Source organism: Asanoa siamensis (assembly GCF_016862555.1).
Classification (GTDB): domain Bacteria; phylum Actinomycetota; class Actinomycetes; order Mycobacteriales; family Micromonosporaceae; genus Asanoa; species Asanoa siamensis.
Genome location: NZ_BONE01000057.1, coordinates 1 through 20,148 on the forward strand (window position 1 = coordinate 1; position 20,148 = coordinate 20,148).

At 69.8% G+C, this 20,148-nt stretch carries 14 protein-coding genes; 6 read left to right on the forward strand and 8 right to left on the reverse strand.

Annotated features, from left to right (window positions below; translation table 11 throughout):
- The 3 genes from Asi02nite_RS28855 to Asi02nite_RS28865 form a co-directional block, all read right to left on the reverse strand.
- Positions 1–2,445 (reverse strand): NACHT domain-containing protein (locus Asi02nite_RS28855; protein WP_203717141.1); only part of this gene is annotated, 2,445 nt, incomplete at its 3' end.
- 359 nt (positions 2,446–2,804) lie between these two features.
- Complete coding sequence (locus Asi02nite_RS28860; RefSeq protein ID WP_203717142.1) at positions 2,805–3,554, reverse strand: SDR family oxidoreductase; 750 nt, start codon at positions 3,552–3,554, stop codon at positions 2,805–2,807.
- Between the two features lie 162 nt (positions 3,555–3,716).
- Positions 3,717–4,202: a TetR/AcrR family transcriptional regulator gene (locus tag Asi02nite_RS28865; protein WP_203717143.1), complete on the reverse strand. Its 486-nt coding sequence runs from the start codon at positions 4,200–4,202 to the stop codon at positions 3,717–3,719.
- A 112-nt stretch (positions 4,203–4,314) separates the two neighbouring features.
- On the opposite strand from Asi02nite_RS28865, the gene Asi02nite_RS28870 reads away from it, so the two are divergent.
- On the forward strand, positions 4,315–5,253 hold the full coding sequence (locus Asi02nite_RS28870; protein WP_203717144.1) for a hypothetical protein: 939 nt from the start codon (positions 4,315–4,317) through the stop codon (positions 5,251–5,253).
- Positions 5,254–5,283: 30 nt separating this feature from the next.
- Here Asi02nite_RS28870 and Asi02nite_RS28875 read toward each other — a convergent pair whose 3' ends face one another.
- Entirely contained in the window at positions 5,284–7,209 is a 1,926-nt protein-coding gene (locus Asi02nite_RS28875; protein ID WP_203717145.1) for a S8 family serine peptidase, read from the reverse strand.
- Positions 7,210–7,365: 156 nt separating this feature from the next.
- Here Asi02nite_RS28875 and Asi02nite_RS28880 point away from each other — a divergent pair, with 156 nt between their 5' ends.
- The 3 genes from Asi02nite_RS28880 (at position 7,366) to Asi02nite_RS28890 (ending at position 10,115) form a co-directional block, all read left to right on the forward strand.
- On the forward strand, positions 7,366–8,040 hold the full coding sequence (locus Asi02nite_RS28880) for a DUF6891 domain-containing protein (protein ID WP_203717146.1): 675 nt from the start codon (positions 7,366–7,368) through the stop codon (positions 8,038–8,040).
- Positions 8,041–8,081: 41 nt separating this feature from the next.
- Complete coding sequence (locus tag Asi02nite_RS28885) at positions 8,082–8,900, forward strand: SAM-dependent methyltransferase (protein WP_203717147.1); 819 nt, start codon at positions 8,082–8,084, stop codon at positions 8,898–8,900.
- A gap of 294 nt (positions 8,901–9,194) precedes the next feature.
- Complete coding sequence (locus tag Asi02nite_RS28890; protein ID WP_203717148.1) at positions 9,195–10,115, forward strand: lysophospholipid acyltransferase family protein; 921 nt, start codon at positions 9,195–9,197, stop codon at positions 10,113–10,115.
- Between the two features lie 5 nt (positions 10,116–10,120).
- Here Asi02nite_RS28890 and Asi02nite_RS28895 read toward each other — a convergent pair whose 3' ends face one another.
- Together Asi02nite_RS28895 and Asi02nite_RS28900 are read right to left on the reverse strand one after the other, a co-directional pair.
- On the reverse strand, positions 10,121–10,849 hold the full coding sequence (locus Asi02nite_RS28895) for a PHP-associated domain-containing protein (RefSeq protein WP_203717149.1): 729 nt from the start codon (positions 10,847–10,849) through the stop codon (positions 10,121–10,123).
- Positions 10,842–11,765 (reverse strand): acyl-CoA desaturase, encoded by a 924-nt coding sequence (locus Asi02nite_RS28900; protein WP_203717150.1) that lies wholly within the window; start codon positions 11,763–11,765, stop codon positions 10,842–10,844. The genes Asi02nite_RS28895 and Asi02nite_RS28900 overlap by 8 nt, the downstream gene beginning before the upstream one ends.
- Positions 11,766–11,911: 146 nt before the next feature.
- Here Asi02nite_RS28900 and Asi02nite_RS28905 point away from each other — a divergent pair, with 146 nt between their 5' ends.
- Both Asi02nite_RS28905 and Asi02nite_RS28910 read left to right on the forward strand, forming a co-directional pair.
- Positions 11,912–12,373, forward strand: coding sequence for a GtrA family protein (locus Asi02nite_RS28905; RefSeq protein WP_203717151.1), 462 nt, complete (start codon positions 11,912–11,914; stop codon positions 12,371–12,373).
- A gap of 86 nt (positions 12,374–12,459) precedes the next feature.
- The gene (locus Asi02nite_RS28910; protein ID WP_203717152.1) at positions 12,460–13,656 is read left to right on the forward strand and encodes a hypothetical protein; all 1,197 of its coding nucleotides are present in this window, start codon (positions 12,460–12,462) and stop codon (positions 13,654–13,656) included.
- Here Asi02nite_RS28910 and Asi02nite_RS28915 read toward each other — a convergent pair.
- A complete protein-coding gene (locus tag Asi02nite_RS28915; RefSeq protein ID WP_203717153.1) occupies positions 13,653–14,183 on the reverse strand; it encodes a hypothetical protein in 531 nt (176 codons plus the stop codon). The two genes, Asi02nite_RS28910 and Asi02nite_RS28915, sit on opposite strands and share 4 nt — an antisense overlap.
- Positions 14,184–14,199: 16 nt before the next feature.
- Positions 14,200–20,013 carry a ThuA domain-containing protein gene (locus Asi02nite_RS28920; protein WP_203717154.1) on the reverse strand — a complete coding sequence of 1,938 codons (5,814 nt, stop codon included), beginning with the start codon at positions 20,011–20,013 and terminating at the stop codon, positions 14,200–14,202.
- Between the last annotated feature and the right edge of the window lie 135 nt (positions 20,014–20,148).

Sequence of the window (20,148 nt, forward strand, 5' to 3'; positions counted from 1 at the left end):
CTGTCCCCCTTGCCCCAGGGGTGCGCCGCAACGAAGCCAGGCGAGTTCGAGGTCACTGCCGACGGACGCGGACATTTCCCGCGGCCACCATGAGGTCGGATCACCTCCGAGGTCCTGAATCAGCCCTATGCGATCGCGGTTCATCGGCTCGTCGGGCGCGCGCTTTATCGTCTCTTCGAGAAGCGCGATCAGATGGTCAGGCCCTCGGTCACGGGTTGATCCTTCGGTTCCGGTCCACGCGGTACGAGCCGCCCATTGAAGCCCGTTTTGCATCAGCCGGACGCTGAGATCATCTGTGAACAGCCGCGCGGCCCGCTTGTGCGCCCTGGTCTGCCGGTCGAAGACCCCGTCGGACAGCAGAGTCCAGGCCGCCGCTCGCACCTGATTCGGGCGGTCGACTTTCTCGAACTCGTCCGCCAGCACGTCAACGAGCCCGGCCAACTCGTTGGGATGGGCGAAGCCGGCGAAGAAGCGTGCGGTGTTGAGCCAGTAGGGGCGCCGGACGAGTTCTCCCAGGATTGCCGACTTGTCGAAGTTGCGCAGGTCCGCGCCGGCGAACCCCCAGAGGTAGGCCGCGGCGAAGTACTCGCGCATCGTCTGCACGTCGAACTCGAACGTACCTTGCACCTTGCTCGACAGCGCCCACACCCGGTCGGTGACCGCGGTGAACAGGTCGTCGACCAGCGCCGTGTCCTTCTCGGCGTCATGCAGGTAGGTCAGGATCGCCTTGCGGATCGCCCTCGTGGACGCCCGCCCCGCGGACTGGTCGATCTCGGCGGAAGCCTGGAGGTGCCAGCCGAGAAACGACGTCACCTCCACGAGGTCTTCGCGGTGCTCATGGACCAATGGGCTCTTCTCCGACTCCCGGTCCAGGAAGGTCTCCATGTACGCGGTGAAGAGTTGCGTACGTCCGTCCGGAACCGATTCGCCGCGCTTCTGGATCAGGTACAGCAGGATGGTCAGTTGCATCGGGTTGTCCGCGAGCTGCGCGATGTGCGGCTCGATGGCGCGTTGCTGGAACGTGGTTTCCACCGCTCGTCGCGCCGCGCCACGGAGGCCGCGGGCGTCTGCCCACTTTCGCAGGTACTCGGTCCGCAGCGCAGGGCTCAACGGCACGAGCGCGATGGTCTCGAATCGCTCAGGTGAGGGCTCGGCCAGGCCAGAGGCGTTGGGACGCGTCGTCACGATGACCTGAGGAACGTTCGCGCTCACGTTGAGCCGCGCGGCTAACAGGCCAATCTCCTTCGAGACGTGCGCCCTGGTTTCCCGGTGTGCGACCTCGTCGAGGCCGTCGAGCACGATCAGCATCGGAAAGCGCTCCAGCACGTCGCTGACCACCTCGACACCCACCTCGGCTCCGGCACCACGTGCCGTGAGGAGATAGGCGAGGAACTTCTCCAGCGTCGGATGTTGCCGGCGTCGCCGACGCCGGGAAGGGACAGGTTCGTCTTCGGCGAACGGTTCCTCACCCCCGCACCACCGGGCGTAGTCACGCAGGTCGACGCGAAGCGGTAGACGAGGTGATTCGACCCTCGGGATCTCGCCCGCACCCGCTGGGTACGAGCCGTCGCGCAGGAACGACGCGCGGTGGAGCTGGCACAGATATTGTGCGAGCGTCGACTTGCCCTGTCCGGGCTCACCACGCACCAAGGTCAACGGGTGTTCCGGGCTCAGGAGGTACTCAGCGGCGCCACCGAGGGACACGACATCCTTGGGCCTTACCAGCATTGTCGGGACCTCGGAACCGGCGCTCCGGGCTGCCACCGTCCGGACGGCTTCCACGTCCACGTAGAGGTCCGACAGGTTGTAGGTGTCCAGTTCCACCTGTCGAAACTTGATCTTGGCGTCTTCCTCCCATTGCGTAGCGATGACGTTGAGCAGGATGCGTCGGAGCTTTTGATCCTCGCCGGTGATCTTGTCGGCCTCGATCACGTAGCGGACCGCCTCATGGCCCGCGAGCATCTCGGCATATGACCAGACGAGCTCGTTCGGCGCCTGCTCGACCCGCGCGTCGATGTCGGCCCGCCACAAGCAGCGCATGGGAATGCCGAACTGCTCGGAGCACCGAGCCAACTCCAGGTCGAGCCTGTCCATGCTGCCCGAGCCGGGGGCGGCGGTGCCCGGGACACATGTCATCAGCACGTAGGACCGAGCGCCCTCGGACACCAGGCGTTCGATGTTGGCGCTCTCGCCCCGGATGGCCGCGATCAGCCAACCGACTGGGTTCTGCGGCGGTTGCTTCGCCCATTTGACCTGGTAGATCACATCAGGCTTGGCGCCCTTGGCGAGAACCGCGTCGCGGCCGCCGTCCCGCTGGCCCACCGGGAAGCAGGTGACCGACGGGTTCTCCCGCACCAGCAGGGCGTTGCACAGTTCCTGAAACCGCTTCTCGTGCAACCGCTCGTACAGGAAGCGCTCGGAATTTTGGCTCCACCGACCAGCCATGGTTCTCGTGAGCTCCTGCGGCGTCTAGGCACGATCCACGTAGGAGACAGGTTACCGTCAAGCGACCACCGAGCATCTAGCTCGTTTGATGGAATTCCCAGAGAGATCGACGCGAAGCTCGACCCGCTCGCCGCCCCGGCCCGGGAAGATGCGAGCACCGAGCTAGCTCGATCATCCATGCCACTGGGTATCTGTTGGTGCCGGCCCTACAGCACCGTTGGGTGGCTACGCGGACCTCCATCGACCCCACCGGCAGGCGTTAGCTCTGACCGTGATCGCTGGGCCACCCGTTGCCAGCTGCGCCGACCCGGCCCTGAGGGCCCTTTGGCAGCGCTCGGCGACCACGGGCGGCGCTCCGGTCAGGTCGTCTTGGTCAGGCCGCCGTCGATGATGACGTCGCTGCCTGTCATCCAGGCCGCGGACGGGCTTGCGAGGAAGAGCACCAGGTCCGCGATCTCGTCCGCCGTGCCGAAGCGGCCCAGCTTTATTCCGCCCAATCCGTCCGCCATCGCGCGCATCGCGCCGTCCAGGTCCGTGCCGATGGCTGTCGCCAGTTGTTCGCCCAGTGCGCCCGGTGCCGTCCAGAACGGGGTCAGGACCGGGCCCGGGGAGATTGTGTTGACCCGGATGCCCTGTGGCGCGAACTCCGCCGACAGTGACTTGCCCAGGTTCGCCAGCGCCGCCTTGGTGGCCGCATAATCCACCACGCTCGGGTCGGGCAGCGTCGCGTTGATCGAGCCCACGTTGACGATCGCGCCGCCGCCGCGGGCCAGCAGTGCCGGCACCGCCGCGCGGGTCGCGCGGACGGCCGAGAGCAGGTTGAGCTCGACCGCCCGTGACCAGTCCGCGTCGGTGACCGACAGGAAACCGCCGAAGCGCGGACCGCCGCCCGCCAGGCCGCCCATGTTGTTGACCAGCACGTCCAACCCGCCGAACCGGTCACTCGCGACCGCCACCAGGCGGCCCGGACCGTCCGGGGTGGACAGGTCCACGTCGACCGTCGCCAGCGCATCGTCGGCCAGACCCGCCAGACCCGCCAGGCCCGCCAAGCCCGCCAAGCCCGCCAGGTCGGTCCCGGCCGCACGGCTGCCCGCGACAAACCCGGGCACCCGACTCGAGCAGCCGGCGGGTGACCGCGTACCCGATGCCCTTGCCCGCGCCCGTGACGACCGCGACCTTGCCGGTGAAGTCCGTTGACATGTTTCTCCCTCAGTTTGTTGACCAGTCGGTCAAGTAAGCGCGCAGGCGAGAGCCGCACGGGGCAAGCAAGGTCAGGAACGCAACTGCGCCAGCGTGGCGTCGAGCGCGCGAACCAAGGTCTTCCGGTCGGTGCCCCCGGCCGCCATCACCCGCAGCCCCTGGATCGTGGCGACGGTCATCGCCGCCCACCCGCCCAGGTCGACGTCGTCGGACACGAGCCCGGCCGCACGTCCCCGCTGCGCGGCCTCCAGCAGCGCGGTCTCCAGGCCCGCGAAAGCCGCACTGACCCGCAGGATCGCCTCCCGCAACGCCGTCCGCACGTCGGTGCTGGCGTCGAGCGCCTCGACCAGCGGGACGAAGAAGTGCTCGCGGTAACGGTCGAGCGCGGCCAGATAGAGCCGCTGCTTGTCGCCGAAGGCGAGGTACAGCGACTGGCGCCCCACCCCCGTGGCCGAGGTCAGATCCGTCAGCGACGTGCCGTCGTACCCACGCTCCCAGAAGGTGCGCATCGCCGCGGCCAACGCCGCGTCGGCGTCGAACTCCCTGGTCCGTCCCATGCCGCCGCCCGTAACAGCTTTCTTGACCAGTCAGTCAACTAATGTGACGCGCCAGTCAGCGACCGACCGCCGCGAGGCTGGCCATCGAGCGATCTCGTGGTGATACTCAGCCATGGAGAAGGCTCGATCCGCACCCCTCGGCCGCGATCTGGCGCACGCCCTGCGGACCGGGCCGTTCTCCGCGGCCCTGCACCTGGCCATCGAGGATCGCGGGATCCGGCCCGAGGAGATCCAGACCCGGCTCGCCGCCGCCGGGGTCAGCGTCAGCCTCGCGACCCTCAGCTACTGGCGCCGCGGCCGCAGCCGGCCCGAGCGGCCCGAGTCCATGCGGGCCGTGAGGCTCATGGAGGAGATTCTCAAGCTTCCTGCCGAGTCGCTGATCGCCCAGCTGGGGCCGAGAAGACCGCGCGGTCGCTGGCTCAACCAACCGCCCGGCACCATCGACATCGACCGGCTCTTCGAGAACGGCGCGAGTGTCTCGAGGATCATGAGCGAGCTCGACCGGTGGATGTACCACGAGCTCAGCCGGCTCAGCATGCACGACACGTACGCCGTCGGGCCTGACCGGCAGGAACGTGGCCTCACCTGTCGGCAGGTGTTGCGGGCCAACGTCGACCGGGTCTCGCGGACCGTCGGGATCTTCCACACCGACGACCCGAACGCGCCGGTGGGGGTGCATCCCCGCAGCAACTGTCGCGTCGGGCGCGTCCGGTCCGATCCCGGCACCGGGCTGCTCGCGGCCGAGATCATCTTCGACCGGATGCTCTCGCAGGGCGACACCGCGGTCATCGAGTACGAGTTCGAGTCCGGCTCGCGCGTCGCGACCGACAACTACTACCACGGGTTCTCCGTGCCCGTCGGCGAGTACGTCCTCCAGGTGCAGTTCGACCGCGACGCCGTGCCGGCCCGCTGCCACCGCTTCGAACGGCGCGGCCTGCACGCGCCCGACCAGGGCGTACGCGAGGTCTGGATCGGATCCACCCACGGCGCCCACCTCGTCGCCGCCGACGTGCCGCCCGGGATCGTCGGCATGCGCTGGGAGTGGGAGTAGCCGGCCGGAGCGGCTACTCCCACGAAAGCGTTACGACGCGTTGACGGTCACGTCGTCGATCACCCAACTCGTCTGCAGCGACTGGTCCTCGACCCCGTTGAACCGCAGGGTCACCGTCTGGCCGCGGAACGCGCTCACGTCCACGACCTTCTCCACATAGGACGTGTTCGCGTCGAGGTTCGTCGCGGACGCGACCGTCGTGCCGCCCAACGTCACCGTCAGCCGGTCCCAGACCCGACCGTCGTTCTCCGCCGTCGTGATCCGCACCCAGTAGCGCAGCACCGCGCTCGTGCACGCCGCCGGAATCGTCACCGACTGCGAGACCCAGTCCGTCTGCGACTGGCCCTGTCCGCCGAGCCAGGCGCTGCGGGTGCCGGTCCGGCCGGGATAGCCGTAGGAAGCCCACGCGCCGATCACACCGGAGTCGGCGGTCCACGGCGTGCTGCCGTTCTCCAGGCTCGGGTTCGCCACCACCTGCACCGGCGTGCAGCCACCGCCGCCGGTCGTGACGGTCCAGGTGAACGTCGTGGAACCGGTCCGCGATGCCGAGTCGGTCACCGTCACCGTCACGTTCGACGTCCCCGCCGCCGTCGGGCTACCACTGACCAACCCCGTCGACGAAGCCAGAGACAACCCCGCGGGCAGACCGGAAGCGCTCCACGTGTACGGCGTGGCGCCGCCGGACGCCCGCAGTTGCAGGCTCACGGTCTGCCCGACCACGGAACTCTGGTTGCCCGGATTCGTGACCGACGGGTTCCCCGGGTTGGTCCCGCCGTTCATGAACCCCGTGTAGAGCAACCGGTTCGGCGACCCCGTACCCGGGTTGGTGACCTTCCCCGTCGTCGCGTTGTTGACCAGCGCGTCGCGTACCGCCGCCGGTGTGGCGTTGGGGTTGAGCCCGAGATAGACGGCCGCCGCGCCGGCGGTGTGCGGCGACGCCATCGACGTCCCGGTCATCGTCGCGCTCCCGGTGTTGCTCGAGTACGACGCCGACACGATGCTCGTACCCGGGGCGAAGATGTCGAGGCACGAGCCGTAGTTGCTGCTGCTGTTGCGGGCGTCGGCGCTCGTCGTGTTGCCGACCGTCACCGCCGCCGCGACCGACTGCGGGCTGTAGTAGCAGGCGTCGTCGGACGAGTTCCCGGCCGCCTGCACGAACTGCACCCCGGACGAGACCAGGCTCGACACGGCGTTGTTCATCGCCTGGCTCGTGCACCGGCTCTGGCAGCCGATGCTGTAGTTGACGACCGCCGGCCGGGCCGCGTTGGCCCGCACCCAGTCGATGCCCGCGATCAGGTCGTCGTTGGTGCCGCTGCCCTGGCAGTTGAGGACCCGCACGGCCACCACGTCCGCCTTCTTGGCCACGCCGTACGTGGTGCCGACCGCGGTGCCCGCCACGTGCGTACCGTGTCCGTGGCAGTCCGCCGGTGAGCTGTCGTTGTCGACCATGTCGATGCCCGGCCGCACGCGTCCGGTGAAGTCGACGTGGTTCGCGTTGATGCCCGTGTCGAGCACGTAGACGGTGGCGCCCTGTCCCGGGTTGGCCGGATAGGTGTACGCCTGGTTCAGCGGCAGGCTCTGCTGGTCGATCCGGTCGTCGCCCCAGTTCGGCGGGTTGCTCTGGGTGTCGGCGACGCCGATCCGTTGCACGGCCTCGACCGACGCCACGGCCGGGTCGGCGGCCAGCTTCTGCGCCTGCGCCGCGGTCAGCGTGCCCGAGAAGCCGCGCAGCGCGCTGGTGTAGACGTGCCGGGTCTGCCCGCCGAAGCGGGCGGTGAGATCGCGCGCCGTCCGGGCGACGGCCGAGGTCTCCTTCAGGACCACGATGTAGCGCCCGGGCACGGCGCCCGGACTGTCGGCGTACTTCACGGGGGTGGCGGGGTCGGCGCTCGCCGGCGCGCCGACACCGAGGACCAGGGCCAGGGCGGCGACGACGGTGGTTGCTCTGTGACGCACGGTTCTCTCCTCCCACAGAGGACGGGGGTGCGCAGAACCTAGAAGCACGGGTACGCGCGGCGGCAGTGCCGTTAACAGCGACGGCCGAATCGCGGCGGCAAAACTGTTTATGACCCGGGCGGCGCTTCGACGCGCGGCTATGTGAAGATCCTCTGCGTGACGCGATGGGCCTACAACGACCGTCCGGACGGCGTCCGGTTCCTCACCGACCGGATCGCCGAACCGGGCCGCTCCGAGATCGAGGAAGAGATCTGGGACTGGGTCGTACGGGGCGAGGACGATCCTGACGAGTTCGTCGACTACTTCGACGACGAGGAGGACCGGCACAGCGCCACGGACGAGGACCTCGCCGAGGCGTACGCGCAGGCCCTGACCGCGCGCCGCGCGCAGCAGCAGGCCTGGGGCGAGGTGCGCGCCAACATCACCGCCGCGTTCGAGGAGCTCAACGGGCTCGGCGTGGTGGCCCGCGAGAACTTCAGTTGCTGCGGCACGTGCGCGAGCGGCGAGATCCACGACGAGCGCGACGACTCCCGGCACTGGCAGGGCTACCTCTGGTTCCACCAGCAGGACACCGACTCGCTGATCATGAGCGACAAGGGCGAGGTCTGGCTCGGGTACGGCGTGTACCCTCCGGCCGACTTCGACGAGGACGCCTACGAGAAGCTCTCCGAGGCCGAGCAGCGGGCGAGCTACCAGGCCGACCTTGAGCGGCTGCTGGACGACGTCGCGTTCCCGGTGCTGCGCAAGCACGGCATGAAGGTCACGTGGAACCGCAGGCAGTCGACCCGGATCCAGGTGACCGGCGCGCAGTGGTACGCAGCCCTGAGCTGAGGGGCAGCGGGCGCGCCGGGGCGTCCGATACGGTCGGGCGCATGGATGTGGACAGCGATCGATCGCGGAAACCCGCCACCGCCGCCCGGATCTACGACTTCTTCCTGGGCGGCGTCCACAACTTCCCCGCCGACCGGGAGGCGGCCGCGCAGGTCGCCGCGATGATGCCGACGGCACCCGCGATGGCCAAGGCCAACAGGGCGTTCCTGCGCCGCGGCGTGCGCTACCTGGCGGCGTCCGGCGTGCGGCAGTTCCTCGACCTCGGATCGGGGATGCCGACACAGGGCGGCGTCCACCAGGTCGCGCAGGAGGTCCGGCCCGACGCGCGGGTGGTCTATGTGGACATCGACCCCATCGCGGTGTCCGAGAGCCTGGAGATCATCGACGGCAACGACCGCGCGACGGCCATCAACGGCGACATGCGGCAGCCGCGGGCGGTGCTCGACCACCCGCAGGTCCGCAAGATGCTCGACTTCGACGAGCCGGTGGCGCTGCTGCTCTGCGCGGTGCTGCACTTCGTCCCCGACGACGACCAGGCCTACGGGCTGGTCGAGGAGTTCCGCGCGGCCCTGGCCCCCGGCAGCCACCTGCTGCTGAGCCACGGGGCCAACGAGGGCGCCGAGGTCACGGTCAGCAGCACCCAGCACGACGAGGTGCAGAGCGTCTACGACCGGCGCACGGCGACCCCGGCGGGCGGCCGCACGCGCGACGGCGTGGCCCGCTTCTTCGGCGACGCCACGCTCGTCGACCCGGGCATCGTCTGGGTGCCGCAGTGGCGCCCCGAGCCCGACGACCCGACCGACTTCGCGGACGACCCCCGCCTCTCCTGCATCTGGGCGGGCATCGGCCGACTGCCCTAGCCGGCTCGTCACACACGGATCGCAGCAGCGGGCGCCGGACGGCGTCCGCTGTCGCGTTGGCGGGCATGGATATAACGCCGATATACCGGTGGGCGGCAGCATGGGCGGTGCCCGCTTCGTTGGGAAACCATCGGGGGGGAAGCGGGAACGGAGCGGGGTGGTGGGGAAATGCCCGCCACCTCGCCACTCCCTATTTCGCTTCCCGTCCATCGCCGGGCAGCGGGCGTTCAGCTTGATTGGGCTCACTAAGGATCGCTTCGACGTCACGGAGCGGACGGCCGGAGGGAGCCCCCGGTGTCATCTGTGTACTGGCTCGCCCAATCGGGAATCGTCGTCACCGGGCGCACGCCGCGGCCGTTGCGGCACGGGCTCGCGTCCACGGTCACGCTGGCGAGCTACCTCGGGTGGCGGTCCAAGCGCCTCGTCACCCAGGAGAACATGGCCAAGGTGCTCGGCCTGCCGGTCGGCCACCCGCGGGTGCGGCGGGCCGCGCTGCGGTCGTGGAGCAACTACGGGCGTACCGCCGCGTCGTTGATCTGCCTGCCCTACGAGGACATGCTCGACGTGGCTGCCCGCACCCAGGACGTGACCGAGGGAATGACCTGGGTCGACGCGTTGCGCAAGGCGATGGCGCCCGGGCGTGGTGCGATCATCAGCACCGGCCACTTCGGCAGTTGGGACCTCGCGGGCGCGATCGCCGCCCGGCACGTGCCGCTGTCGGCGATCGTCGACACGTTCAAGGATCCGAAGCTCAACAGTTTGCTGCAGGGGCACCGCCGGGAGAAGGGCGTCGACATCATCCCGGTGGCGGGCGCGCCGCGGCGGGTCCTGGGTGAGCTGAACGCCGGCCGCGCGGTGGCGATCGTCGTCGACCGGCCGGTGACCGGGCAGCACGGGGTCGAGGTGACGTTCTTCGGCCACCGCACCTACGTGCCGGCGGGCGCGGCCACGCTGGCGGTGAAGTCAGGTGCGGCGATCATGCCCGGATACTTCTGGCACGCGCCGAACAACGGCTACTACCTGCGCGCGTTCCCGCCCGTGTTTCCGCGGGCGGTGGCCGACAGCACGGAACGGGCGGCCGAGGTCCGGCGGCTGACGCAGTACATGTTCTCCTGCCAGGAGGAAGTCGTCCGCCAGTGCCCGACGCAGTGGTTCATGTTCCGCCGCTTCTGGCCCGTGGACGCAGCGGCGGCGGAGCTTCCGGTCGCGGCCTGACGCCTTCAGGTTTTGGCCTGGCGGCGGAGGCGCCGGACCGTCCGCCGCGGTGGGTCGACGAACCACGCCCACGCGCACTGCGCGACGTAACTCGCCGGGCTGAGCCGCGCCGGCCGCCGCTCCTGCCCGCCGGCGCGCACGTCCCGGCCCAGGATCGCGGCCCGCAGGTCGTCCGCCCCCGCGCCCGGGAACCGCGTGTAGCCCGCGCCGACGTGCTGCCAGAAGTGCGCGTCGCTGGACCCGATCTCGGCGAGCCCCCAGTCCTGGTTGGCCGCACGTACCTCGTCCCGGCGCGCGGCGTTCGCGGGGCTCGGGTTGTAGATCTCGATGCCGTCGATCCCGTAGCCCGCCGCCAGCAGCGACTCGATCCGCCGCCGGCTCAGGCTCGGCACCAGCCGGCCCATCGGGTGCGGCACGACGACCAGGCCGCCCTGCTCCTTGATCGCGTCGATGCTCTCCTCGACAGGGCGCATCGGCCGCGGCGCGTGCCTGACGAACAGCCCGATGAGGTGACCCTGCCGGGTCGAGACCTCGACACCCGTGACCAGGTGTACGGGTCGCGGCTGCGCGGCCAGCAGTTCCTCGACGCGGCGCGCACCCTCCACATGGTCGTGGTCGGTCACCGCGAGCACGGACAGCCCCCGCCGGACCGCCTCGTCGACCAGGCGGCGCGGGCTGATCCACCCGTCGCCGAGGTTCGTGTGCGTGTGCAGGTCGGCGCGACCCTCAGGCATGGCTGATCCGGCTGAGTCGTTCGGCGGTCGGCCACCGCACGTCGTACGCCCAACCGAGTTTCTCGAAGATCCAGATGAGCCGGGCGGAGACGTCGACCTGCCCGGGCCTGACCCCGTGCCGCGCGCAGGTCGGGTCGGCGTGGTGCAGGTTGTGCCACGACTCGCCCATGCTGAGCAGCGCGAGGGCCCAGACGTTGGCGGAACGGTCGCGGGCGGCGAACGGCCGCTCGCCGACCAGGTGGCAGACCGAGTTGACCGACCAGGTGACGTGGTGCAGCAGCGTGACGCGGACGAGGCCGGCCCAGAATAACGCGGTGACGGCACCCCACCACGACCACGTGATCAGCCCGCCCGTCGCGGCCGGTGCGACCAGGGTGACGAGGGTCCAGAGCCCGAACTGCCGGTGTACGCGCCGGATCGCGGGGTCGGCGAGCAGGTCCGGCGCGAAGCGGTGCTGGTTGGTCAGGTCGCGGTCGAGGATCCAGCCGAGGTGGGCGTGCCAGAACCCGCGGGCGATCGCGCCGGGCGAGGTCCCGAACAGCCACGGCGAGTGCGGGTCGCCCTCCTTGTCGGAGAACGCGTGATGGCGCCGGTGGTCGGCGACCCAGTGCAGGATCGGCCCCTGCACGGCCAGGCTTCCGGCGATGGCGAGCCCGATCCGCAGGCCGCGCCGCGCCTTGAACGAGCCGTGGGTGAAGTAGCGGTGGAAGCCGACGGTCGCGCCGAGGCAGGTCACCGTGTACCAGCCGACGGCGAGGCCGACGTCGACACAGCTCAGACCCCAGCCCCAGGCCAGGGGTACGGCGACGACGAGCGCGAGGAACGGGACGACGACGAAGCCGTACACACCGATCTGGGCGGCCAGTGGCCGCCGTCCGCCCAGCAGGGCGGTGTGGGGCGCGCTGGTGGTCGTCATCGTCACCTCTCGGGTCGGCGGCTCACACGCGCACGCTAGGGGCACCGCACGGCGGGGGATGAAACGGCGCTCCACCGCGCGGTGAACCGTGTGTGCGCAACCCGCTGTTCGCCTCCCGGTCGGCTCGCTGCGCCATCATCCGACGCGTGACCCCGACCCGCTCGACGCCGGAACGGGTCGGCGGCGTCCTCGCCGGCTGGACGTCGCGGCTGCCGCGCGGGTTACGCCGCTGGCTCACGCCGTCGCTGGTCGGCTTCGCCATCCTGGGCGGCTTCACGTTCGGGGTGGACCTGGCGCTGCTGTGGACGCTGCGCCGCTGGACCCCGCTGCCGGTCCCGATCGCGGTGACGGCGTCCTATGTGGTCGCGGTGGCGCTCAACTACGTCCTCAACCGCACGATGAACTTCCGCTCGCACGCCCCGATCCTCGGCGAGGCATCCCGCTACACGGTGGTCATGGCGCTGGACTACGTGCTGACGGTCGGGGTGACGACGGCCCTGACGGGCCTGGGCCTGGACCTGACGGCCGCCCGTTTGATGGCGGCGGCGGTGGTCGCCCTCCTCAACTACGCGGCGGCCCGCTGGTGGATCTTCCGCCCGCCCGACTAGACCGCGCGCCAACCGCCAATGCGCAGGCGTAGTCACCGTTTCGGGGCATCGTCTCAGTGCACAGTGCACAGTTAACATGTTGGTTCGTGCAGGAAACTCCGGGCTTGAGGCAGGTCTCCGGCGCCGTGCGCGGCACGGTGGCCGTCTTGAAGATCAAAAACCGACGCGAACTCGTGCGCTACCTCCGCCACGAGTCCCTACGTCGGGCAGTGCGGGTCAGCGACGACGTGAGCCCTGCTCGGGTGAACGAGGTTGTCTGGGATCTGGAAGAAGTCCTTGACGAGACCCCTTTGCCGCATGAGCCATCTGCGGGCATCGTCAACTGGACCCGCCGGCAGTGGAACGAGAAAGCAGCCCGCGGCGTCCGCTACCCCGAGCACCGGGGCCGGTGGCGCCAAACGTTCGCTGAACGGCTCTACGCGTGGGCAAAGAATGCGGCCCGGTCGCAGCGCGCCGGCGACGGCCTCGACCGAGTTGGCTTTCAGGGTGGTGAGGACCGCCAGCACGTCTTCGCACTGCGCCTCGTCGCCGCGACGGAAGAGATCCTCCTCGAGGAGTTCCACGACAAGGGTCCGGACCGGATCCGATTGGCGATGGCGGACGAGATCTTCCATGGCATCAGCGACGTGCAGCGCGAACGGCGCCGACGAGAGCTGCGCGCCCTCTTACGATCGTCGTCGGCCGGTATCGCCGCCGCGGCGCTGGCCGCCTTCGGATTCAACACCGACTGGTTGGACTCGATCACTCTCGGGGTCGTCGCGGGTGCGGCGGCGGGAGCCGCCGATATCGCGCAAGCCGGCTGGCCCGGCCTGACCGTCCCGATGCGCGCGGCACGACAGCAGGCGGCACACTGGCTACGGATGTTCGCAGGCCTGCTCGTTCCGTACCTCGCTGCGACGAACGAGTCGATTCGGGCCGAACGGGGCGGTGACGTGGCAGCCCTGGTGCGCATCCTGGCCACACTCCGCGTGAGCGGTATCGACCTCAGCGAGATGCGGGGCCGCGACAAGGTGCTCGACAGCCTGGAGAAACTGAAGGCCAACGCCGAACGAACCCAGGACGGGGAACTCCAAGCCGCCCTGATCTACATGGAGACTGCGATCGACCTCTGTCCCGAGCTGCTTCCCGACGCGGTGGCGGGACTGCTTACACTTATTCAGGCGGCGCAGGAAGACGCCGCCGCAGGCCGGGCTCCACTCATACCCGCACGTCGGGTACCTCAGATCGGAACCGCGGAAGCCCGAGCGGATCACCCGATCCCGCAGGCCCGGCCGGCTGGCTAGGTTCTGGTCTTGGCGCGGTTGCCGCGGGACTGGGCGATCGCGCCCAGGACGAGGATGACCAGGATCGCGCCCAGGAGCCACCAGAGCCAGCCGAAGCGGCCCGTCAGTGTGCTGGTGGCGTCGTGTTCTCGTGGCGGTGCCGGTGGCATCTGTTGGGCCACCCGGGCCTCGACCTTGACCAGGGCCTTGCCCGGGTGGGGCGCCGGGGCCGTGACCGCGACCTCCCACGTGCCCGGCGTCAGCACCGGGCCGCTCGAGTAGAAGCCCTTGCCTTCCGCCGACGGGTTAAGCTGCAGCGGGCCGACCGTCCGGCCGCCCTCCCCCGTCGCGTTCAGGACCAGGCGGACGCCGGTCTCCACCGGGTGCTGGTCCTTGGTGAAGATCGCGCGGACCGTCACGCCCCCCGCGCCGTCCCCGGCGACGTCGAGCGTGACGGGTCCGTCGTGTGCGTACGCCGGTAGGCCCGGGACGAGCGCCAGCAGCGTGGCGGTGAAGATCGCGGCCACCAGCCGCCGCAGGACGCTCATCCCGGGTCTCCTTCTGCTACTTCAGGGGTCCGCCGGCGACCTGCCGCGCGGGGTCGCCGGCCACGCGGCCGGTGCCCTTCAGCGACTTGCCGTCGTTGGCCGCCTTGCCGGCCGCGCTGGCTTCGCCGCCGAGGCGGACGATCATCGCGTTGGCGTCGCGGACCAGGACGTCCCGCACCTCGGCGTTCGGCACCAGCTTGGTGTCGGACGCCAGGGTGACGAACTCGCGCAGCTGCTTGATCGCCTTGGTGTCGTTGCCGTTGGCCTCGGCCTTACGCACCGCGTCGAGCTTGTCGCTCAGCTGCTTGTGGGCCTTCTGCGACAGCCAGCTCGTGGCCTTGAAGCGGTCGAGCAGGAACTGCATGTCGCGGAACGACGTCGTGACGTAGAACCGGACCGTGCTGGTGGTGACGTTCCCGGCCTTGTCGGTGGCGGTCACGGTCAGGTCGTGCAGTCCGAGCGGGAGCTCGAACATGGACTGCAGCTTGTTGGCCGGGTACGCCGCGCCGTCGAGCGTGCCGACCACGCTCTTCAGGCCCGAGGTCGGGTCGACCGCCTGGTAGGTGACCCGGACGTCCTGGCTGTCGCCGTAGAGCTGGCCGTCCGCCAAGCCGCCGATGATCACCGTCGGCTTCGTACCGTCGATCTTGATGATCGCCGACTTGAGCGTCTCCACGTTGCCGGCGTTGTCGGTGGCGCGGTAGAGGAGCTCGTGCTCGCCGTTTCCGGTGACGTCGACCGGTGCCGTGTACGCGGTCCAGGCGCCGCCGTCGAGCGCGTACTCGACTGTGGCCACTCCGGAGCCGGCGTCGGTCGCGGTCAGGGTGACCGGAACCGCACCGTTGTGCCAGCCGTCGTCGGTGGCGGGCGCGAACGTCGCCGCCGTCACCGGCGCCGTGGAGTCGATCTTCACCGCGATCGACTTGCTCTCCTCCACGTTGCCGGCCTCGTCGGTCGACCGGAACCGCACCTCGTGCGACCCGTCACCCGTCACGGCCACCGGAGCGGTGTAGGCGGTCCAGGTGGTCGCGCCGTCGAGCTGGTATTCGGTGCTCGCGACACCGCTGCCACCGGCCTCGTCGGCCGCGGTCAGCGCGACCGTCGCCGGGCCGGTGTACCAGCCACCCGACTCCGTCCCCGCCACGGCCGCCGTGGTGACCGGCGCCGTGGTGTCCTCCGGCTCCTGCCCGCCCGTGGACAGGCGGAAGTAGTCGAAGGAGATCGGCTTCGACGCGGTCTGGGCCGCGCCGAGGCTGAACAGGCCGACCTTCGGAGCCGCGGCGACCGCCGCGTTGGTCAGCGTCTCGGGGAACGTCGTCCAGGTGGTGCCGTCGGCGGAGTACGACGCCGTGTAGGTGTCGCCCACCTTCGCGAGGCGCAGGTGCCACACCGCGGCGGTCAGGTTGGTGACCTGCGGCTGCGGGTTCTGCACGACGCTGGCGATCTCACTGCGGAACTCGATCCGCCGCGTGATCGGCGAGCCCGGCGCGTTGTCGGCGATGAAGTCCAACTTGAGGTAGTTGTCGTCGTCGCCGTACACCATCAGGCCGCCCTGCTGGTACTGCTCGTTGAGCTGGCTGCCGTCGACCTTCGTCTCCAGCGTCCAGTCGCCCGCGGGCGCGTTCTGCAGGATGAAGTTGGTCGGCCCGGTGTTGTTGCCGGTGTAGATGTCGCCGTTCGGCACGTCGATGGTCAAGGACCCACCGGCGACCTGGTACGCGGTGCTGTCCTCACGGACGATCGCGTCCCAGCGGCACTTGTCGAGCGCCGACCCGTCGAACTCGTCGGATGGGGCGACGTCCTCACCCGCCTCGTCGGGCGTGATCTGGAACCAGTCGAACTCCGCGTTGACGACCGGTGCGCCGGTGCCACCGTTGAGCGCGTACAGGCCGATCTTCGGGTTGTTGATCCCCGCCAGCGCGGCGCTCCGACCCGCCGGCGTCCACGTGACGCCGTCCGCGGAGAACTCACCGGTCAGGTTCGTGCCGTCCGAGGTCACCCGCAGGAACACGGTGTCGCCGGGCGCCGTGATCGGCGCGCTGTCGACGGCCTCGTTGCGCGGCGTGCCGGCCGTCTGGCGGATGAACTCCACCCGCTTGTAGTCGGCGAACAGCGCGTCGAGCTTGGCCCAGTTGGCGTCGTCTCCGTAGAGGATCAGGCCGGCCTGCTGGTAGTTGCCGGTCAGCGGCACGGTGACCTTGGTGGTCGCCTGCCACGGGCCCGCCGGGGTCGGCTGGAGCACGATGTTGCCGGCGTCGGTGCGCGACCCGTAGAGGTCGGCCGCCTGCGTCGGGAGCTTCAGCACGCCGTCGGCGACGGAGTAGGTCTGGTTCTCCCGGACGATCGTGCTCCACCGGTCACGGTCGAGCGTGGTGCCGTCGAAGTTGTCGGAGTTGGCCCCGAAGCACGACGTGTTCGGCGCTTCGACCCGGATCGGAACCGTCGCGTACGCCGCCGCACCGCGGGCGTCGGTCACGGTGAGGGTCGCCGTGAACGTGCCGGGCGTGGTGTAGGTGTGCGACGCGTTGGCCGTGTTGGCCGTCGTGCCGTCACCGAAGTCCCAGGCGTACGTGAGGGCGTCGCCCTCCTCGTCGGTCGCCGTGCCGCTGAACTCGACGACGAGCGGCGTGGTGCCGGTCGTCGGGTTGCCGGACGCGGTGACCACCGGCGGCGCGTTCTCCGTCACGCCGCGGCCGAGGAAGTCGACCCAGTTGACGTTGAGCAGTGAGCCCGCGCCGGTGCCGGACAGGTTCTTCACGATGAAGAACAGCGGCCCGCTGGTGGTCGGCGGGTTGTCCAGCGGCAGGTTGACGTCCACGTAGGACTGCCAGCCGCCGGTGCCGGGTGCGACCGCCGTGCCGACCAGGGCACCGTCGACCGCGCCGGACCGGACCTCGATCCGACCGCCGTTGACGTCCGAGGCGACCCGGAACCGCAGGCTGGTGATGCCCGTCAAGTTGGTCGGGTCGAACGACCAGTAGTCGCCGTCCTCGATGAAGCCGATGTTCTGGAAGCCGCCCTGCGTGTCGCTGGTGGTCTCCCGCTGCACGCCCGGGTCGCCGCCGCCGAAGCTGCCGGGTGCCCGGCCGGTGGTGGTGAAGTATTCGGCCTGCTTGCGCTTCGGCTGGAGCTGCTCGATGTCACGGCCGGTCAGCGGGTTGGCCCCGCCGGAGCCGCCACCGTCGGTGTAGGTCGCCTCGAACACACCGAACACGTTGGCGTCGGCGCCGTGGCCGGAGGCCAGCGACGTCTGGATGCTGCCCGTGCAGCCCTGCTGGCTCTGCAGCGGGTGGGCGTGCTCGTCGTGACCCAGGTAGTACTGCAGCTTGACCTTGGAGCAGTCGATCTGACCGTCCTCGGGGTCGGTCACGGTGACCGTGTATTCGACCTGGTCGCCCCAGTTGAAGAAGCCACCGTCCGGCGGGAACGAGATCGACACGGTCGGCTCGGTGTTGCCCACGGTGATCGGCACGTTGGCCACCGCGGTGCGGCCGCCCGGGTCGGTCACGGTGAGCTGGGCGGTGTAGTTGCCCGCCGCCGCGTACGTGTGGGTCGGGTTGGGCTCCGTCGAGGTGCCGCCGTCGCCGAACGCCCACGCGAAGGTGATCTCCTCCTCGTCGGGGTCGCGGGACCCCGCGCTGGAGAACTGGACGGTCAGCGGCGACGGGCCCGAGGTCGGCGTGCCGGACGCGACCGCGATCGGGGCACGGTCGCCCGCCACGTAGTCGATCCGGTAGATGCCGGAGTTGTCGTTGTTGCCGCCGAAGCCGCTGCCCCACTCGATCAGGTAGAGCGCGCCGTCGGCCCCGAACTCGAAGTCCATCGGGCGCAGGAACGTCATCCCGGTCAGGAGCTGGTTGATGTCGACCAGGCTGTGCGCGTCCTCGGTGAGCTGGAACGCGTACATCTTGTTCTGGTTCCACTCGCCGAAGATGGCCTTGCCGTCGTAGTAGGCGGGCCACTTGCGGTCGGAGGTGCTGGCCGCGTCGTACCGGTAGACCGGGCCGCCCATCGGCGCGCCGCCGCCACCGATCTCCGGGAACAGCGCGTTGCCGCTGTAGTCGTAGTCGATGGTCGGAGCGATCGCCGGCGGCAGGTTGCGCAGGCCGGTGTTGTTCGGCGAGTCGTTGACGATCGCCGCGCAGTTGAACTTCGGCCCGCTCGGTCCACTGGGGAAGGAGAAGTCGTTGTAGGCGTAGTTGTTGCCGTGGCAGTAGGGCCAGCCGTAGAAGCCGGGCTGCGCCACGATGTTCCACTCGACCGTGCCCTCGGGGCCCCGGTTGGGGTCGGCGGCACCGGCGTCCGGGCCGTAGTCACCGACGACCAGCGTGTTGGTCTTCGGGTCCATGCCGATCCGGAACGGGTTGCGGAAGCCCATCGCGAAGATCTCGGGACGGGTCTGCGCGGTGCCCGCCGGGAACAGGTTGCCGGCCGGGATCGTGTAGGTCCCGTCGTCCTCGGGGTGCACCCGCAGGATCTTGCCGCGCAGGTCGTTGGTGTTGGCGCTCGACCGCTGGGCGTCGAAGTCCTGGCGGCCCGGGCGCTCGTCGATCGGGTTGAACGAGTTGGACTCGAACGGGTTGGTGTTGTCGCCGGTGGCCAGGTAGAGGTTGCCGGCGCTGTCGAAGACCATGCTGCCGCCCGCGTGGCAGCAGGTGTTGCGCTGGGTGTCGACCTGCAGGATCACCTCTTCGGTGGCGAGGTCGACGGTGTTGCCGGACACGGTGAACCGCGACAGATAGTTGCGCGGGGCACCGCCGTCGGGCGCGTAGTAGAGGTAGATCCAGTTGTTGGTCGCGAAGTCCGGGTCGAGGCGTACGCCGATGAGGCCGTCCTCGTTGCCGGTGAACACGTCGAGCGTGGCCGCGGTCGTGGTCAGGCCGGTGGTCGGCGAGATGACCTGCAGCCGCCCGTCGCGCTCGGCGTAGAACACCCGGCCGTCGGGCGCCACGTCGAGCTCCATCGGGTTCTGCGTGTTGCTGTCGAGCGTGACCTTCTCGAAGCTGCTCGTCTTGCTGGCCGAGCAGTCGGCGTCGACCACGCCGGCGGTGGTCTCGATGCCGCCGAGCAGGTGGTCGAGGAAGTTCGGCTCGGCGTACGACTCCTGCGTGTGTCCGCTGCCCGTGTACCAGGAGCGGCCGCCGTCGTAGTCCTGGCACCAGGCCGTCGGGTGGTCGGCGCCCATCGCGCCCGAGCCCGGCGAGTAGCTGGTCTCGTCGAGGCTCGCCAGCACGTGCACGGTGCCGCGCGGGTTGGTGCGGAAGTTGTACCACTCGTCGAAGCGGTTCCACTCCGCCGGCAGGTCCGCGGTGGACGGGTGCGCCGGGTCCTCGACCTTGATCGTGGCGTTCTGGTTGCTCGGGTGCGCCGAGAAGTAGGCGCCGACGAGGCCGCCGTACCACGCCCAGTCGTACTCGGTGTCGGACGCGGCGTGGACGCCCGCGTAGCCGCCACCGGCCTTGATGTAGCGCTCGAAGGCCGCCTGCTGGTCGGTGTTCAGCACGTCGCCGGTCGTCGAGAGCCAGACGACGGTGGCGTAGTTGGCCAGGTTGGCGTCGGTGAACGCGGTGGCGTCCTCGGTGGCGGTCACCGAGAAGCCGTGCTGCGCACCGAGTTGCTGGATCGCGGCGATGCCCGCCGGGATCGAGTCGTGCCGGAAACCGGCGGTCTTCGAGAAGACCAGGACGTTGTACGGCGCGCCGGGTGCCGGGGCCGCGGCGGCGGGCGTCGGGCCCGCGACGAGCACGCCGAGCACGAGCGCGAGGCTGGCTCCGAGGCTGATCAGAGGTCGGCTGAGCCGACGTTTGAGGGAACGGCGATGGACGGACACGAAGGTACTCCTCCGCAAGCGGTGAAGGCCCGGAAGCTCGGCTCGCCGAAGACCGAACGTCCAGGTTGGTTTGATCGCTGCCTGATGATTAACCCTTGTGGATCAAGGCAAAGACAAGTCTTGTGCGGCGTATTT

Bases quoted from the DNA above. Each gene is read 5' to 3' on its own strand.
- Asi02nite_RS28865 (WP_203717143.1), bottom strand. From the start codon at position 4,202: ATGGGACGGACCAGGGAGTTCGACGCCGACGCGGCGTTGGCCGCGGCG.
- Asi02nite_RS28870 (WP_203717144.1), top strand. From the start codon at position 4,315: ATGGAGAAGGCTCGATCCGCACCCCTCGGCCGCGATCTGGCGCACGCC.
- Asi02nite_RS28885 (WP_203717147.1), top strand. From the start codon at position 8,082: ATGGATGTGGACAGCGATCGATCGCGGAAACCCGCCACCGCCGCCCGG.
- Asi02nite_RS28895 (WP_203717149.1), bottom strand. From the start codon at position 10,849: ATGCCTGAGGGTCGCGCCGACCTGCACACGCACACGAACCTCGGCGAC.
- Asi02nite_RS28900 (WP_203717150.1), bottom strand. From the start codon at position 11,765: ATGACGACCACCAGCGCGCCCCACACCGCCCTGCTGGGCGGACGGCGG.
- Asi02nite_RS28915 (WP_203717153.1), bottom strand. From the start codon at position 14,183: ATGAGCGTCCTGCGGCGGCTGGTGGCCGCGATCTTCACCGCCACGCTG.